Raw genomic sequence first — 16,055 nt, 5'->3', positions numbered from 1 at the left:
GAGGGGTCTGCCAGGATCGGGGTGTGGTTCACGTGCTGCGGCCGCTGATCGAGCGGACGACCTGGCAGCGCTGGTCGCACCTCGTGGTGGGCGGCGCGCTGCTGATGCCGTACTGGTTCCTGGCGATGAGCCTTTCCCCGCTGCTGCCGATCGGCAACGCCGTGGTGGCGGGCGCGCTGCTGCTGCTCGTGCTGCCGGCGGCGGCGACGTTCGTGACCGGGCTCGTGCCGACGGTGCGGCTGCTGGAGGCGTCCCTCGCCAGGGAGCTGCTCAAGGGGCCCGCCGCGGCGCTCGTGCCGGGGTCGGCGCGCTCGTGGGAGAGCCGGCTCCGCGCCGCGGCGTGGTTCAGCCTGCATCTCGGCGCCGGGGTGGTGGTCAGCGGTCTCAGCCTGGCGGTGCCGCCGTTCGCGGTCGTGATGACCCTGGCGCCGATGGTGACCTGGGACACCCGGTTCCTGGAGGTCTGGGGCTGGCAGGACGACTGGCGGCAGTGGACGACGCCGGCGATCGGGCTGGCGTCGCTGGCCGTGCTGCTCGCGCTGATCGTGGCGGCGGGCACCCTGCTGTCCAGGCTCGCGCCGTGGTTCCTCGGCCCGTCCGCCGCCGAGAGGCTCGCCGCCGCCGAGGACAGGGCGGTGAAGCTGGCCGAGCGCAACCGGCTGGCCAGGGAGCTGCACGACTCGGTGGGCCACGCGCTCAGCGTGGTGACGCTGCAGGCGGGGGCCGCCGGACGGGTCCTGGACGCCGACCCGGCGTTCGCCCGGGAGGCGCTCGGCGCGATCGAGGAGTCGGCCCGCGCCGCGCTGGAGGACCTCGACCACGTGCTGGGGCTGCTGCGGGAGGACGCGTCCCGTCCCGCGCCGCAGGCCACGCTGAAGGACCTCGGGCGGCTGCTGGAGCAGACCCGGATCGCGGGCGTGAAACTCGACGCGGAGGTGGCGGCGGAGGTGGAGCACGTCCCGGCGGCCGTGTCGCGGGAGGCGTACCGGATCGTGCAGGAGGGGCTGACGAACGCCCTGCGGCACGCCGGGAGGGTCCCGGTGCGGCTGCGGCTCGGCATCGCGGGAGACCGGTTGGAGATGGAGATGAGCAACCCGCTCGGCGCGTACCGGGGCGACGGCGCCGACCACGGCGGCGGCCGCGGCCTCGCCGGGGTCCGCGAGCGCGTCACCGTGCTGCGCGGCGACATGGCCGCGGGGGCCGACGGGGACGCCTGGCGGTTCCGCGTCTCGCTGCCGCTAAGGTCCGGAACATGACGATCAAGGTGCTGCTGGTCGACGACGAGCGGCTGATCCGCGCGGGCCTCGCCGCCATCATCGGCGCCGAGGACGACCTGGCCGTGGCCGGCGAGGCGGCCGACGGCTCCGAGGTGCCGGACGCGGTGCGGCGGCTGCGCCCCGACGTGGTCCTCATGGACGTGCGGATGCCGCGGCTGGACGGCATCCAGGCGACCCGCCGCATCCTGGAGACCGTGCCGGAGCCGCCGCGGATCATCGTCGTCACCACGTTCGAGAACGACGAGTACGTCTACGACGCGCTGAAGGCCGGCGCGCACGGCTTCCTGCTCAAGCGGACGCGGCCCGAGGAGATCCTGCGGGCGATCCGGATGGTCGCGCACGGCGACAGCCTGCTGTTCCCGGCGGCGATCCGGGAACTGGCCGCCCGGCACGGCGGCTCCGGCGCGGGCGGCGGCGCCGGCTGGCACGCGCAGCTCACCGAGCGGGAGGGGGACGTCCTGCGGCTGATGGCCAAGGGCCGCTCCAACGCCGAGATCGCCGGGGACCTGTTCGTGAGCCCGCAGACGGTGAAGACGCACGTCGGCAACATCCTCGCCAAGCTGCAGGCCCGCGACCGGACCCAGGCCGTGATCCTCGCCTACGAGACGTCCTTCATCACGCCCGGCTGAGCTGCCAGGGTGGGGGGATGAGGGACTTCCGCTTCGGGTTCAACTTCTTCGACATCGCCTCCCGCGAGGACTTCACCGAGCGGTGCCGGCGCGGCGAGCGGTACGGCTACGACATCGCGCTCGTGCCCGACCACCTCGGCGCCCCGGCGCCGTTCCCGACGATGGTCGCCGCCGCGGACGCGACCGAGCGGCTGCGCGTCGGCACGCTCGTGCTGAACGCCGGGTTCTGGAACGCGCACCTGCTGGCCCGCGAGGTCGCCACCGCCGACCGGCTCACCGGCGGGCGGGTGGAGTTGGGGCTCGGCGCCGGGCACATGAAGTGGGAGTTCGACGCGGCCGGGATCGCGTGGGAGCCGTTCGGCGCGCGGGCGGACCGGATGGCCCGGCTGATCGAGGAGCTGGGCGGGCTGTTCGGCGGCGACGGCTACGAGCGGCACCGGCCGGTGGCCGAGCACTTCGGGCTGGCGCCGCTGGAGCCGGTGCAGCGCGGCGGGTTCGGCGGGTCCGGGCCGCCGCTGCTCGTCGGCGGCACCGGCGACACGGTGCTGCGGGCCGCCGCCCGGTACGCCGACATCGTCGGGATCGCGGGGGCGTACCAGGTGAGGGGCGAGGAGCCGGGGACGTTCCGGCTGGGCACCGCCGCGGAGGCGGAGGAGCGGGTCCGGTTCGTCCGCGAGCACGCGGGGGAGCGGGCCGCCGGCATCGAGTGGAACGTCCTGGTCCAGCACGTCCAGGTGACCCCGGACCGGCGCGCCGAGGCCGAGCGGATCCGGGCCGAGCGGCTGCCGTACCTGACCGTCGAGGAGATCCTCGACACCCCGTTCGTGCTGCTCGGCACGGAGGCGCAGATCGCCGGGCAGCTCCGGGAGCGGCGCGAGCGCTTCGGGTTCTCCTACGTCACCGTGCACGCGCCGTTCCTGGACGTCCTCGGCCCCGTGATCGCGCAGGTCTAGGCGGCCCCATCGGGCGGGGCTTACACCTGGTTTACCTGCCGGTAGCTACAAAAGAGACATAAGAGACATGGCTGACCGATCGGGGGATCATGGACGCCGTTACCCTGTCCGAGCTGCGCAAGCCGCGCGCCTATCCGGCGGTGTCGGTGCTGATGCCGACGCACCGGTCCGTCCCGGACAACCGCCAGGACCCGATCCGGCTGCGCAACCTCCTGTCCGAGGTGCGGCGCCGGCTGCACGACGACGCCCGGGTCGCGCCGGACGCCGCCGACCACGTCCTGCGCGGGCTGGAGCGCGCCGCGGACGAGGTCGACCTGCGGCACGCCTCCGACGGCCTCGTGCTGTTCGCCGCGCCGGACGGCGAGCACCACGCCTTCACGATCGGCCAGCCCGTGGACGAGCGGGTCGTCGTGGACACCGGGTTCGCGACCCGCGACCTCGTCGCCGCCTACACCCGCACCCCGCGCTACTGGCTGCTGTCGCTGTCGGACCAGCGGGCGCGGCTGTGGGACGGCCGCGGCGAGGAGCTGACCGAGCGCACCGCCGCCGGGTTCCCGATCGCGCCGGAGCCGATCGACGAGGCCGGGTCCGGGCGGCAGGCGCGGCGCGCCGCGCAGGGCGGCGACGGCGAGCGGCAGCGCCAGGTCATGCGGGACGTGGTGGCCGCCCTCGACCGGGTCCTCGCCCGCGACCGCCGGCCCCTGATCGTCGCCGGCGTCACCCGCCACCAGGCGTTCTTCGACGAGGTGGCCGGGCCGCACATCACGGTGGCGGGCCGCGTCGACGGCAGCTTCGAGGGCGCCTCGCCGAGCGCGCTCGCCGAGGCGGCCCGTCCCGCGCTCGCCGCCTACGAGGACCTCCGCGAGGTCGGCGTGCTCGCCGAACTGGAGGCCGCGCGCAGCATCCAGCGCTACGCGGGCGGCCTCTGCGAGGTCACGCCGCTGGTCGAGGAGGGCCGCGGCGAGCACCTGGTCGTCGAGCGCGGCTACTACGCGCCCGCGGTGAAGTCGCACGGCGAACTCGTCCCGGTGGACGGCATGCCGGGCGTCCTCAAGGGCGCCGACGTCGTCGACGACGCCGTGGACGACGTCATCGAGACGGCGCTGGAGTACGGCGGCGAGGTCACCTTCGTCTCCGACGGCTTCCTCGTCGACCACGGCCGCATCGCCCTCGTCACCCGCTACTGAGTCACCCGCTGCCGAGTCACCCGCTACTGTGCCGCCCGCTGCCGAGCCGCCGCGCAGTCCGGGTCGTGCCAGGCCGCCCAGCCGGGCCGCGCGTGCACCCGCCAGGCCGCCGGGTGGGCGGGCCATGACGCCTCCGGGGACGTCCCGTCCGGCACCGGCACCACGACGGTGCACACGCCGGGCGCGGGCGGGCGGCCGTCGCGGACGTCGATCCGGCCGATCCGCGTCCACCACACCGGGTACATGAGCTTGGTCCGGGTCGCCCAGTTGAGCGAGACGTCCGCGACGACCCCGCCCGCCGCCGGGCCGGGCAGCGGCGGGACGGGCCGGACGCGCTCGCGCGACGGCGTCATGACGAACGTCATCGCGGCCAGGTTCACCCCGGTCAGGGCGATGGCGGCGAGGGGCGCGCGGCCCACCCGCGAGAGCAGCAGCAGCGCGCCGAGCAGTGCGGCCGCGGCGAGCGTCGCCTCGGGCAGGTGCAGCGCGGCGCGGTCGCCGGTCAGGAACATGATCTCGGGGAAGTCGAACCCGATGAACGCGTGGGTGCGCAGCCGCTCGCCCGCGTAGGCGGTCACCCAGAGCCCGGTCCCCGCCAGGACGAGGACGGACGACGCCGCCGCCCCGAGCGCCGTCCGCGCGCCCGCGCGGAGGAGGACCACCGCCCCGGCCAGCGCGTACACGAGGGCCAGGCACGACAGGTAGCGGCCGTAGGCGAAGTTGCCGACCCGGTGCTCGTCCGGCAGTGCCGCCGACGACGCGTACGCGATCCCGCAGGTCGCGGTCAGCAGCACGGCCGCCATGAGGCGGTCGGCGGCCGGGGTGCGGCGCCGCACCGGTACCACCGCGACCGCCGCCAGCCCGGCGCCGGCCAGCCCCCATGTCGAGGCGACCAGGTACCAGAGCTGCCCGGCGGCCCCGGACAGCGCCCATTGCTGCCCGGCCACCGTGCCCAGCCTGGACTCCAGGATCCCGGCGAGGTCGCGCACGCCCCCGGGGTACAGCGCGTCCGTGATCTGCGCGTTCAGCATCGAACCCGCCGCGAATCCGGCGAGGGCCGCGCCTCCCGCGACCAGGGCCGCCCGCCGCCGCGGGGGATGCAGCGCGAGGACGGCGAGCGCCAGCGCGTGGACGGCGAGCAGGACGGTTCCGCGCGTGTGCACGGCCGCCGCGCAGGACGCGACCGTGCTCGCGAGGACCGCGCCGCCCGCCCGCCCGCTCCGGACGAAGCGGTCGAGGCTCAGCAGCCATCCGAGGACGAGCGCCGGCAGGACGGCGTCCGCGAGCGCGAACGCGCCGAAGAACGTCGTGGCCGGCAGCAGCGCCGCCGCGAACGCCAGTGGCAGCGCGGTCCGGCGGCCGAGCCCGAACCGCCGCGCCGCCGCGTACCCGAGCGGGAACAGCGCGGCGCCCGCCAGCGCGTTGATCACCATGACGGCCGCGTAGACCGCCGCCGGGTCACGGGTGAACCAGTACACGGGGGTGAGCAGCAGCGGATATCCGCCCTGGTAGAAGGTGTTCCCGGACAGGTCGGCGCCGGGCCCGCCGGCCAGCCAGCGGGCCGCGATCAGGTAGCCGGTCTCGTCCGGGTCCGCGGCGGGTCCGGTCCGGGTGCGGGCGAGCCACAGGCGCAGCGCCACCTGGGCGAGCACTCCGGCGGCGAGCAGGCAGCCGAGCGCGCGGCGGCGGTCCGGTCGCGGGGGAGCGGCCGGCGCGTGGGGACGTGCCGGGATGATCGCGAGAGCCATGGGGCCCACCGTTCCGGCGCGGTGTCATCGCCGGGTGCGGGGAGTGTCCGGATTTCGTGACACAGCCCGGAACTTGATCACGAATATCCGATAATGACCTGGTGGCGAGCATTCTCTTCGTGGAGGACGACCCCTCCGCCCGCACCGCGCTGGAGCTGGCGCTCACCCGCCAGGGGCACGGGGTGACGTCCCGGTCCACCGGCGAGGACGGCCTGGCGGCGCTGCGGGCGCGGCGCCCCGAGATCGCGCTGCTGGACGTGATGCTGCCCGGCATCGACGGGATCGAGGTGTGCCGGCGCATCCGCCGCGAGGACTCGCTGCCGGTGATCCTGCTCACCGCGCGCGGCGACGACCTCGACATCGTCCTCGGCCTGGAGGCCGGCGCCGACGACTACGTGGTGAAGCCGGTCGAGCCCCGCGTGCTGGACGCCCGCATCCGCGCCGTGCTGCGCCGCGCGGACCAGACCCGCACCGACCGCTCCGTCTACGGCGACCTGGTCGTCGACCGGCTGTCGCTGAAGGTGACCAAGGGCGGCACCGACCTGCGCCTCACCCCGACCGAGCTGCGGCTGCTGCTGGAGCTGACGCGGCGCCCCGGGCAGGTCCTCACCCGCCGGCACCTGCTCGCCGAGGTGTGGGAGCACACCTATCCGGGCGACTCCCGGCTCGTGGACGCGTGCGTGCAGCGCGTCCGCGCCAAGATCGAGGACGAGCCGGCCGAGCCGCGGCTGATCGAGACCGTCCGGGGGTTCGGCTACCGGTTCACCGCGCCGTGACGGGCCGCCGCCGGCTCACCGGCCTGCGGATGCGGCTCGCGGCGGCCTTCACGGCGGTCGCGCTGCTGGCGTCGGTGCTCGCGTCCGGCATCTCCTACGTGCTGATGCGGCGGGTGATGCTGCAGCGCGCCCAGGACGCGGTGCTGACCGACGTGCGCACCACGCTCGCCCAGCGCGTCCCGCAGCGCCTGCCGCCGGAGGTCCAGGACACCCTCGGCGCGGATCTGGCGATCGCGCTCGAGGCCGAGGGCCGCAGGGCGGCATGGGTCCAGGTGCCGCTGGACGGATCCGTCCCGCGGCCGGGCCCCGACGTGCTGGACGTCCCGGTGAGCGAGGAGTTCGCGCGGCGCGCCATGCGGGGGATGGTCTTCCAGCGCGTCGTCCGCGAGGACCGGGCGAACCGGAGCCACCCCTATCTGCTCATCGGTACGCGCGTCACCGGCTACGAGACGACGGCGGACGAGCCGTGGCGCACCACCCCGCCGATGGTCTTCGTCTCGGCGAGCCTCGCGCGGGAGGAGGCCGACCTGCGCTCGTTCACCCGGGTGCTGTCGGTCGCCGACGTGCTCGCGCTGGCGGCGGCGCTGCTGCTCGCGCTGCTGGCCACCCGCGGCGTGCTGCGGCCGGTGCGCCGCCTCGCCGCGGCCGCCGGCGCCCTCGGCGCGGGCGAGCTCGGGACGCGGGTCCGGGTGCGCGGCCGCGACGAGCTGGCCGACCTCGCGCGCACCTTCAACGGCACCGCGGCGGCCCTGGAGCGGACGGTCACCGAGCTGCGCGCGATGGAGGCCGCGTCCCGCCGGTTCGTCGCCGACGTCTCGCACGAGCTGCGCACCCCGCTCACCTCGATGATCGCGATGACCGGCGTGCTGGCCGAGGAGGAGGCGGCGGACGGCCCGGACGGCGGCGCGGCGCGGCTCGTCGCGGCGGAGACGCGGCGGCTCGGCCTGCTGATCGAGAACCTGGTCGAGATCAGCCGGTTCGACGCGGGCGCCGCCGCGCTCGTCCTCGACGACGTCGACCTCGGGGACGCGGTCGCCGGCACGCTGGCGGCGCGCGGCCTGGCGGACGGGGTCGCGGTCGAGGGGCCGCACGGCCTGCTCGTCCGGTGCGACCCGCGCCGGCTCGACGTCATCGTGGCGAACCTCGTCGGCAACGCGGTCCGGCACGGCGGCCCGCCCGTCACCCTGCGCTTCGGCCCGGCGTGCCGGGCGGACGCGCCGGGCGTGGAGATCGCCGTCGCCGACCGCGGGCCGGGCGTGCCGGAGGAACTGCTCGGCGCGGTCTTCGACCGGTTCGTCAAGGCGGAGGCGGCCCGGTCCCGCAGTGACGGCAGCGGACTCGGCCTGTCGATCGCCAGGGAGAACGCCGTCCTGCACGGCGGGACGCTGGAGGCGGCCAACCGCCCGGACGGAGGCACGGTGTTCACCCTGTGGCTGCCCGCACGGCCCGGCGATGCGGAGGCGGCCGATGACTAGGCGCCGTTCCGGAGCCGCCGCGGCGGCGTCCGTGCTCGCGTCCGTGCTCGCGCCCGTGCTCGCCTGCGGGCTCGCCGTCGCGGGCTGCGGCGTGCGGCCCACCGGGATCATCAGCGCGGGAAGCCCCCCGGTCGCGGACGGCCAGGCGCCCACCATGACCCTGTACCTGGTGCGCGAGGAGCGGCTGACGCGGGTCGCCCGCCCGGGGCTGGCCGGCCATCCGTATCTGCCGCTGACCCAGCTCGGAAAGCCGGTGACCGTGGACGAGCGCCGCAGGGGCCTGTACAGCGAGGTCGGCGACACCGACGCCATGACGGTGTACGAGGTGCGGCGCGGAGTCGTGGGCGTCCAGCTGCCGGGCCTCAGGTTCGGCGGCGGGCGGGCCGAACCGGGAGGCGAGTGGTCCCGCACGGCGCTGGCGCAGGTGGTGTGCACCGCGGAGGCGATCCCGGGCGTGTCCGCCGTCCTGGTCTCCAACGCGTTCGAGGAGGGGGCGTCGCAGACGATGGGCTGCGACCGGTTCGCCGACCTGCTCGAATGATCAGTTCCTGGTCAGCCACTGGGCGGTGACGTCGCCGAGGACCGACCGGACGGCGAGGATCGCGATGCCGAGGGTGAGGACGGGCATCACGACCCAGCGCTCCACCTTGCCGTCGGTCTTCGGGACGACCGGGATGTCGATGCGCCACGGCAGCGGCCAGAACACCGGACACCCCCGCGGTGTCAGGCAGTCTCCGACGACGTGCGCCAGGCAGCCGAGTGTGACCGCGAATCCGACGAAGCTCATATCGATCTTGTGCATGAGCCAGACGGCGACGAGGGCGAGCGCGCAGTCGGCGAGCGCCGACTGGGGCTCCTTGCCCTCGAAGTCCAGCCCGACGCCGCGCAGCCCGAGGCCGACGATCATGAACAGGCAGGCCCACCAGGCGTACACGTAGTGGGTCGCGAGGGTGTCCATCGCCCAGCCGATGCCGACCGCGAACAGGATCGAGTGGGTCGCGTGCCGGTGCCCGCCGGACAGCTTCCCGATCCACTTGCACATGTGGTGGGTGATCGGGCCGAACGTGTTGGCGATGCGGCCGTTGTGGTGGTCGATGTCCGGCAGGATCGCCGCGCCCGCGCAGACCACGGCGCCCGCGGCGACCTGCTCCACCGACAGCGACACCGCGTGGTCGCCGAGCAGCGGCTCGTAGCCGAGCACCGGGACGGCGGCCAGCCACGCCAGCGCGCCGCTCAGGGCGTGCGTCTTGCCCATCATGTGCCGTTCCCCGCCTTCCAGAGCGCCCGCCGCCCGTACTCAGGGCGGGACTCTAACCCGCGCATGATCGGTTTCTGTGGCGACGCGCCGAAGCGGGTGCAACGTCCCTTTGATGCGGGGGAGGGCGCTCCGGTTCCGCCGTCAGGCGTGGGCCTCGCGGGCGGACAGGACGGCCCCGACGTTCTCCTCCGCCCAGTCGGCGACGGCCTTGATCGGCGTCTGCAGCGACAGGCCGAGCGGGGTGAGGGCGTACTCGACCCGGGGCGGCACCTCGGCGTAGACCGTCCGGACGAGGAGCCCGTCGCGCTCCATCGCGCGGAGGGTCTGCGTCAGCACCTTGGGGGTCACGCCGCCGATCGTGTCGCGTAGCTGGGTGAACCGGCGCGGCCCGCCGGTCAGGCTGAGCACGACCAGCACCGACCACTTGTCGCCGATGCGGTCGAGGATCAGCCGGGTCGGGCAGTCGGGGTCGAACGCGTCGCCTCTCATAGTTCCCAAAGGGTATCAATGGCACGTTGAAGTAACCAGTATCCGATAGATACCGTCGAGCGGACGACGTTCGAGGAGGTCACGTGAAGATCCTGCTGATCGGTGCGACGGGGATGGTCGGGAGCCGCATCGCGGACGAGGCCCGCCGCCGCGGCCACGAGGTCACCGGCGTCACCCGCAGCGGCGGCGCGGGGACGGCGAAGGCCGAGGCGGGCGACGCCGCCGCGATCGGCGGGCTCGCCGCCGGGCACGACGCCGCGGTGCTGTCGGTCCCGCCGCCCCGCGATGGGTCGGAGACGACCGGCCCGCTGCTCGCCGCCACGCGCGGCGTGCTCGACGGGCTGCGGCGGGCCGGCGTCCGCCGGCTGATCGTGGTGGGCGGCGCCGGCAGCCTGGAGGTCGCGCCCGGCGTGCGGCTCGTCGACACCCCCGAGTTCCCCGAGATGTACAAGAGCGAGGCGCTCGCGGCGGCGGAGCAGCTCGGCGTCATCCGGGCCGAGGCCGGCGACCTCGACTGGACCTACATCTCGCCCGCCGCCGTCATCCAGCCCGGCGAGCGCACCGGCACGTTCCGGCTGGGTGGCGACCAGCTGCTCGCCGACGCCGAGGGCAACAGCGCGATCAGCGCCGAGGACTACGCCATCGCGCTGGTCGACGAGCTGGAGAAGGGCAACGCCCTGCAGCGCCGCATCACCGCCGCCTACTGAGCGCCGCCGACTGAGCGCCGCCTACTGAGGCCCGCCCACGGGGACGAAGCGCCAGGCGCCGGACTCCTCGCCCGGCTCGTACGGGGAGTCCAGGCGCTTGGCGAGGACGCCCGGCAGGCCCTGGTCGCGGGCCGCGTCCCGGACGGCGTCGCCGTCGCCGGGGAACCAGGGGGCCGTCTGCCACGTCGGCCCCGACAGCCCGAGGCCGTCGAGCCGCTCGCGCCGCTCCCGGTACGGGACGTCCAGCAGCGGATGCCCGTCCAGATGGAGCAGGTCGTAGACCATGTACGTCTCGCGGCCGTCCAGGACGGCCAGTTCGCCGTCCAGCACCGTCCGCCGGACGCCGAGCTCGGCGCCGAGCCGGGAGCCGAGCCCGCCGGGGCCGTCCACGGCGCGGCCCCGGCCGTCGGTGAACCGGGTCCGGCCGCCCTCGACGTAGGCGGCCAGCCGCCGGCCGCCCCAGGCGAACTCGAACGCCCACGCGTCCTGGTCGCGGGGGAGGCGCGCCTTCTCGGCCGGGCGCATCGGGACGACCGACGCGGGCAGCGGCTCGGCGTCCGGGTCGGCCGGCGGGTCCATCCGGTGGATCATCCAGTTCTTGCCGCGCGTCCGGAACAGCACGTACCGGCCGGACACCCGCGAGCCGTGGATGACGATCTTCACCTCGCGCTCGGACCACTTCTCGGTCTCGTACGTCCCGCGATCCCAGACGGTCATCTGCCCGGCGCCGTACTCGCCGCGCGGGATCTCGCCCTCGAACGTCGCGTACTCCAGCGGATGGTCCTCGGTGTGCACGGCGAGGTGGTTCGTCTCCGGGCTCCACGGCAGGCCCTTCGGGACCGCCCACGAGACCAGCACTCCGCCGCGTTCGAGGCGCAGGTCCCAGTGCAGGCTGGTCGCGTGGTGCTCCTGGACGACGAACGTGTCGTCGTTCCCCTGGGGCAGGGCCTTCTCCTTCGGGACGGGCTCCGGCGTCCTCCCCGGATCGCGCCTGCCCCGGTACTCCGCCAGCCGGTCGCCGCCGTTCTTCCGCTTCTTGGGGGCCACGCAGGGTGCATACCCGAGATCAGCGGATGAAGACGGCGTAGTCGGCGAGGTCGCTCGTCAGCGACGGCGGCAGCCCCGCCACGGCCGACAGCTCCTCCGCGGACATGAAGCCGCCCGCCTCCTCCCGGACCCGCTCGATCTTCCCCGCCAGCTCCGGGGTGATGCCGGGCAGCAGCGTCAGCGCCTCCGCCGGGGCGTGGTTGACGTCGACGAGCCCGCCGTCGTTGTACTGGCGCGGCAGGTCGGGACGCCCGATCCGCAGCTCCTTGGCGAGGCCCGGGTCGGCCGCGGCCAGCTCGCGCGCCTTCTCCCGCAGCAGCCGCCGCCGCTTGACCCGCTCCACCACGGCCTCGTTGTCGACCGCCGACAGCCCGTGCGGGTCGAACACCCGGCGCCGGATCAGGAACGCGTGGCCGCAGCCGACCACCGCGAGGACGAACAGCAGGACGCCGACCGTCCGCTCGGTGCCGTCGTCCTTGCCGATGCCGGGGAGCAGGAACATCGCCGCCACGAACACGCCCAGGTACGCGGCCGTCGACACCACGAGGTGCACGCTGCGCCGCCACAGCGCCGCCGCCGCGAACGTGAACGGCGTCGCGTAGCCGAGGGTCAGGAACGGGAGCGCCGCCCACGTCACGCTCAGCGCGGCCCGCCCCGGCGGCATGCTGTCGGACGGAACCCGCGGCTCGTACGGCGCTGGGGCGTTCATCTCTAGAGAGTCTCCCGGCCGGTAAGGGGGCGAATCGGACCCTAGATCAACAGGACTGTCACGGCAGGGTGAGGATTTCGTGGCCGTCGTCGGTCACCAGCAGCGTGTGCTCGAACTGCGCCGTGCGCCTGCGGTCCTTGGTGACGACCGTCCAGCCGTCCGGCCACATGTCGTAGTCGTGGGAGCCGAGCGTCAGCATCGGCTCGATCGTGAACGTCATCCCCGGCTCGATGATCGTCGTGGCGCTCGGGTCGTCGTAGTGCGGGACGACCAGGCCGGAGTGGAACGTCGTGCCGATCCCGTGCCCGGTGAAGTCGCGGACGACCCCGTACCCGAACCGCTTGGCGTACGACTCGATGACCCGCCCGATCACGTTCAGCGCGCGTCCCGGCTTGACCGCGCGGATGCCGCGCATGGTCGCCTCGCGGGTGCGCTCCACCAGCAGCCGCGACTCCTCGTCGACGTCGCCGCACAGGAACGTCGCGTCGGTGTCGCCGTGCACGCCGTCGATGTAGGCGGTGATGTCGACGTTGATGATGTCGCCGTCGCGCAGGACCGTGTCGTCCGGGATGCCGTGGCAGATCACCTCGTTGATCGAGGTGCACAGCGACTTGGGGAACCCCCGGTACCCGAGCGTGGACGGGTAGGCGCCGTGGTCGAGCATGTACTCGTGCCCGATCCGGTCGAGCTCGTCGGTGGTGATCCCCGGCCGGACGTGCCGGCCGACCTCCTGCAGCGCCTGCGCCGCGATCTTCCCGGCCACCCGCATCCGCTCGATGATCTCGGGGGTCTTGACGTCCGGCTCCCCGGTCCTCGGCCGCTTCTTCCCGACGTACTCCGGCCGCGGGATGCTCGACGGGACCTTGCGCATCGGTGAAACGTGTCCGGGCCGGAGCAGCTGGGTCGTCATAGTGATGGAGTGTAGTCAGCGGGATCGGGGCAACGAATCCCGTCCGAGCGCGATCGAGAGGAGCGCCGATGGCGGACGACGACGGCGACTGGTGGTTCTGCCTGAAGCACATGAAGGTCGAGCACGGGGCGGGCTGCCCCGGCAAGGACCGCATGGGCCCGTACGCGTCCGAGGGGGAGGCCGCGAACGCCCTCGCGCTCGCCCGCGAGCGCAACGAGGCGTGGCGCAAGCAGAACGAGGACTAGACCCGGGGCCGGCCGCCTCACCGCTGGTCGACGACGGGTCCCGACACGGCGTCGAGCAGTTTGGCGAGGCGGTGGCGGAGCCCGCGCGGAGTGCGCGCGGGCTCCTGCCCGGCCGCCGCGCTGACGAGGTGCTGCGCGCCGTCGAACGACATGAGCGCCTCGTCCTTCGGGACGGTCAGCGCCTCATGGGCGAGGCCCCGCAGCTCCCGGTCGCCGCCCTCCAGCGCGAGGACGGTCGCGCCGGTGCGGCGCGCGTCGTCGACCCGCTCCAGCAGCGGGACGGGCGCGTCCTCCTCGGCGACGACGAACAGCGTCTCGCCGCGCCGCGCCGCCTCCAGCCGCTCCAGCCCGACGCGCAGGTGCGCGGGCGCGTTCGGCGGCGGCGTCCAGCGCACCAGCGTGGGCGCGAGGCCGGGGGCGCCGCCGAGCCGGCTCTCGTCGTCCAGGTGCGCCGCCAGGTGCCACGGGTCGCCGCCGGGCGTGCCGACCAGCAGCAGCCCGCCCGGGGTCCGGGAGGTGGTGCGCAGCGCGCGGGCGAACTCCCCGGTCCGCTCCAGCCAGCCCGTCGTCGACAGGACCTCGCGCAACATGGTGATCTGCTCGGCGTCCACGGGCACCATGGTGCCGCACCGGAGCCGCTGATCAGGCCGTTTTCGGCGATGCGGGAGCCCTGGGCACCGCCCGCCGGACCGGGTTTGGCAGACTCGGCGCCATGACTGAGCAGCAGCAGAAGACGCCCTACGACCTTCCCGACGTCGGCGGCCTGTCGATCGGCATCCTCGGCGGCACCGGCGACCAGGGCAAGGGGCTCGCGCGCCGGTTCGCGCTGGCCGGGCACACGGTGACGATCGGGTCGCGCAGGGCCGAGCGCGCCCAGGCCGCCGCCGCCGAGCTGGCCGCCGAGCGGGACGGCCTGCGGATCTCCGGCGCGGAGAACCCGGTCGCCGCCGGGCGGTCGGACGTGGTCGTCGTCGCCGTCCCGTGGGACGGCCACAAGGCCACGCTGGAGTCGCTGCGCGCCGAGCTGGCCGGCAAGATCGTCGTGGACTGCGTGAACCCGCTCGGCTTCGAGAAGGGCAAGGGCGCGTTCGCGCTGCCGGTCGAGGAGGGCAGCGCCGCCGAGCAGGCCGCCGCCGTGCTGGCCGACAGCCGCGTCGTCGCCGCCTTCCACCACGTCTCCGCCAAGCTGCTGCTCGACCCCGGCGTGGACGAGATGGAGCTGGACGTCCTCGTCCTCGGCAACGACCGCGAGGCCACCGACCTCGTCCAGGCCCTCGCCGGCCGCATCCCCGGCATGCGCGGCGTCTACGGCGGCCGCCTCCACAACGCCCACCAGGTCGAGGCGTTCACCGCCAACCTCATCTCCATGAACCGCCGCTACAAGGCCCACGCCGGCCTGCGCATCACCGACGTGTGACCGGTGACCGGAATGGAGCGCCAGCGGAATGGAGGGCGCCGGTCACACGGCACTTCCGCGGGGCCGGGGGGTCGTCCCCCAGAAGGGAAGGGGCTCCCTTAAGCTCGGTCCGGTGCCGAGCTTGAACGATCCCGAGGCGGCGCGGCGGCCGCTGGTGCTGCTGCCCTCGTCGACGACGGGGCCGCTGCGCGCGGTGGCCAAGCGCGTCGGGATCGCGCTGCTGCTGCTGTTCGCCGTGGTCGCCGTCGTGTACGCCGACCGCGGCGGCTACCGCGACAGCGGCGACGGGGAGCTGTCGCTGCTGGACGCCTTCTACTACGCGACGGTCACCGTCTCCACCACCGGCTACGGCGACATCACGCCGGTCGGGGACGCCGCGCGGTTCGTCAACATCGTCTTCATCACCCCCGTGCGGGTGCTGTTCCTCATCGTCCTCGTGGGCACGACCCTGGAGGTCCTGGCGGAACGCACCCGCGAGGACTGGCGCAAGTCACGCTGGAGGGCACGCGTGCGCGACCACATCGTGGTGGCCGGCTACGGCACGAAGGGCCGCAGCGCCATCAAGACCCTGCTGAGCACCGGCGTCGAACGCGACTCCATCGTCGTCGTCGACCCGGACCCGCGCGTGGTCGCCGAGGCGGCGGAAGCCGGGTTCGTCAGCATCGTCGGGGACGCGACCCGCAGCTCGGTGCTGAAGCAGGCGGCGGTGCAGCGGGCCCGCGAGATCGTGGTGGCGAGCGCCCGCGACGACACCGCGGTGCTGATCACCCTCACCGCGCGGCAGCTGAACCCGCATGCCGGCATCCAGGCGTCGGTGCGCGAGTCGGAGAACGCCCCGCTGCTGCGGCAGTCGGGCGCCGACCGCGTGGTGACCTCGTCGGAGGCGGCGGGGCGGCTGCTCGGGATGTCCACCAGCCAGCCGAGCGTCAGCGAGGTCATCGAGGACCTCCTGGAGCAGGGCAGCGGCCTCGACCTGGTGTCGCGCGAGGTGCTCCCGGAGGAGGTCGGCGGGTCGCTCGGCGCGGTGCGCCAGCCGGCGCTCGCGGTCGTCCGGGACGGCCGGACGCTGCCGTTCGACCACCCCGAGTGCACGACGCTCGAAGCCGGCGACCGGCTGATCGTGGTGCGCTCGTCGCCGCGGCTGCGGGCCGCGGCCAAGGACAAGGACGGGGACGGGGACAAGGACGGGGACGGGGCGGGCGCGTCGCGCGCGTCCGGCCGCTGACGC

The 16,055-nt window shown here is 74.5% G+C and carries 18 protein-coding genes; 11 read left to right on the top strand and 7 right to left on the bottom strand.

What is annotated here, in order from left to right:
* Positions 1-23: 23 nt before the first annotated feature.
* From ABFX46_RS39405 to ABFX46_RS39390, 4 genes are all read left to right on the top strand, one after another.
* Entirely contained in the window at positions 24-1,256 is a 1,233-nt protein-coding gene (locus tag ABFX46_RS39405; RefSeq protein WP_346049109.1) for a sensor histidine kinase, read from the top strand.
* The gene (locus ABFX46_RS39400; protein WP_346049108.1) at positions 1,253-1,906 is read left to right on the top strand and encodes a response regulator transcription factor; all 654 of its coding nucleotides are present in this window, start codon (positions 1,253-1,255) and stop codon (positions 1,904-1,906) included. Before ABFX46_RS39405 ends, ABFX46_RS39400 begins: the two co-directional genes overlap by 4 nt.
* A gap of 17 nt (positions 1,907-1,923) precedes the next feature.
* Positions 1,924-2,859: a TIGR03621 family F420-dependent LLM class oxidoreductase gene (locus ABFX46_RS39395; protein ID WP_346049107.1), complete on the top strand. Its 936-nt coding sequence runs from the start codon at positions 1,924-1,926 to the stop codon at positions 2,857-2,859.
* Between the two features lie 89 nt (positions 2,860-2,948).
* Positions 2,949-4,046 carry a baeRF3 domain-containing protein gene (locus ABFX46_RS39390; protein WP_346049106.1) on the top strand — a complete coding sequence of 366 codons (1,098 nt, stop codon included), beginning with the start codon at positions 2,949-2,951 and terminating at the stop codon, positions 4,044-4,046.
* A gap of 23 nt (positions 4,047-4,069) precedes the next feature.
* On the opposite strand, the gene ABFX46_RS39385 is transcribed toward ABFX46_RS39390, so the two are convergent.
* A complete protein-coding gene (locus ABFX46_RS39385; RefSeq protein WP_346049105.1) occupies positions 4,070-5,794 on the bottom strand; it encodes a hypothetical protein in 1,725 nt (574 codons plus the stop codon).
* Positions 5,795-5,895: 101 nt separating this feature from the next.
* On the opposite strand from ABFX46_RS39385, the gene ABFX46_RS39380 reads away from it, so the two are divergent.
* Genes ABFX46_RS39380 through ABFX46_RS39370 form a run of 3 tightly spaced genes read left to right on the top strand, consistent with a single transcriptional unit; the run spans position 5,896 to position 8,586 of the window.
* Positions 5,896-6,570 carry a response regulator gene (locus ABFX46_RS39380; RefSeq protein ID WP_346049104.1) on the top strand — a complete coding sequence of 225 codons (675 nt, stop codon included), beginning with the start codon at positions 5,896-5,898 and terminating at the stop codon, positions 6,568-6,570.
* Positions 6,567-8,045 (top strand): sensor histidine kinase, encoded by a 1,479-nt coding sequence (locus ABFX46_RS39375; RefSeq protein WP_346049103.1) that lies wholly within the window; start codon positions 6,567-6,569, stop codon positions 8,043-8,045. The genes ABFX46_RS39380 and ABFX46_RS39375 overlap by 4 nt, the downstream gene beginning before the upstream one ends.
* Entirely contained in the window at positions 8,038-8,586 is a 549-nt protein-coding gene (locus tag ABFX46_RS39370; protein WP_346049102.1) for a hypothetical protein, read from the top strand. The genes ABFX46_RS39375 and ABFX46_RS39370 overlap by 8 nt, the downstream gene beginning before the upstream one ends.
* Here the strand turns inward: ABFX46_RS39370 and ABFX46_RS39365 are convergent, their stop codons facing one another.
* On the bottom strand, positions 8,587-9,303 hold the full coding sequence (locus ABFX46_RS39365; protein ID WP_346049101.1) for a metal-dependent hydrolase: 717 nt from the start codon (positions 9,301-9,303) through the stop codon (positions 8,587-8,589).
* Positions 9,304-9,444: 141 nt separating this feature from the next.
* Positions 9,445-9,792 carry a winged helix-turn-helix transcriptional regulator gene (locus tag ABFX46_RS39360; protein ID WP_131938432.1) on the bottom strand — a complete coding sequence of 116 codons (348 nt, stop codon included), beginning with the start codon at positions 9,790-9,792 and terminating at the stop codon, positions 9,445-9,447.
* An 83-nt stretch (positions 9,793-9,875) separates the two neighbouring features.
* Here ABFX46_RS39360 and ABFX46_RS39355 point away from each other — a divergent pair, with 83 nt between their 5' ends.
* Positions 9,876-10,499, top strand: a complete 624-nt coding sequence (locus ABFX46_RS39355; protein ID WP_346049100.1) for an NAD(P)-dependent oxidoreductase — start codon at positions 9,876-9,878, stop codon at positions 10,497-10,499.
* A 21-nt stretch (positions 10,500-10,520) separates the two neighbouring features.
* On the opposite strand, the gene ABFX46_RS39350 is transcribed toward ABFX46_RS39355, so the two are convergent.
* Genes ABFX46_RS39350 through map form a run of 3 tightly spaced genes read right to left on the bottom strand, consistent with a single transcriptional unit; the run spans position 10,521 to position 13,165 of the window.
* Positions 10,521-11,546, bottom strand: a complete 1,026-nt coding sequence (locus ABFX46_RS39350; RefSeq protein WP_346049099.1) for a DNA polymerase ligase N-terminal domain-containing protein — start codon at positions 11,544-11,546, stop codon at positions 10,521-10,523.
* Between the two features lie 19 nt (positions 11,547-11,565).
* Positions 11,566-12,255: a ComEA family DNA-binding protein gene (locus ABFX46_RS39345; protein WP_346049098.1), complete on the bottom strand. Its 690-nt coding sequence runs from the start codon at positions 12,253-12,255 to the stop codon at positions 11,566-11,568.
* Between the two features lie 58 nt (positions 12,256-12,313).
* Positions 12,314-13,165, bottom strand: coding sequence for a type I methionyl aminopeptidase (gene map, locus ABFX46_RS39340; protein WP_346049097.1), 852 nt, complete (start codon positions 13,163-13,165; stop codon positions 12,314-12,316).
* 68 nt (positions 13,166-13,233) lie between these two features.
* Between map and ABFX46_RS39335 the strand changes: the two genes are divergently transcribed.
* The gene (locus ABFX46_RS39335) at positions 13,234-13,410 is read left to right on the top strand and encodes a hypothetical protein (RefSeq protein ID WP_165965176.1); all 177 of its coding nucleotides are present in this window, start codon (positions 13,234-13,236) and stop codon (positions 13,408-13,410) included.
* A gap of 17 nt (positions 13,411-13,427) precedes the next feature.
* On the opposite strand, the gene ABFX46_RS39330 is transcribed toward ABFX46_RS39335, so the two are convergent.
* Complete coding sequence (locus ABFX46_RS39330) at positions 13,428-14,030, bottom strand: hypothetical protein (protein WP_428831364.1); 603 nt, start codon at positions 14,028-14,030, stop codon at positions 13,428-13,430.
* A gap of 92 nt (positions 14,031-14,122) precedes the next feature.
* Between ABFX46_RS39330 and npdG the strand changes: the two genes are divergently transcribed.
* Positions 14,123-14,827, top strand: coding sequence for an NADPH-dependent F420 reductase (npdG, locus tag ABFX46_RS39325; RefSeq protein WP_346049095.1), 705 nt, complete (start codon positions 14,123-14,125; stop codon positions 14,825-14,827).
* Positions 14,828-14,939: 112 nt separating this feature from the next.
* Complete coding sequence (locus tag ABFX46_RS39320) at positions 14,940-16,052, top strand: potassium channel family protein (RefSeq protein WP_346049094.1); 1,113 nt, start codon at positions 14,940-14,942, stop codon at positions 16,050-16,052.
* The last annotated feature ends 3 nt before the right edge of the window (positions 16,053-16,055 follow it).

Origin of the sequence: Actinomadura chokoriensis, from assembly GCF_039529475.1 — a bacterium.
GTDB lineage: Bacteria > Actinomycetota > Actinomycetes > Streptosporangiales > Streptosporangiaceae > Spirillospora > Spirillospora bangladeshensis.
This window is presented reverse-complemented; position numbering and strand designations above follow the sequence as displayed.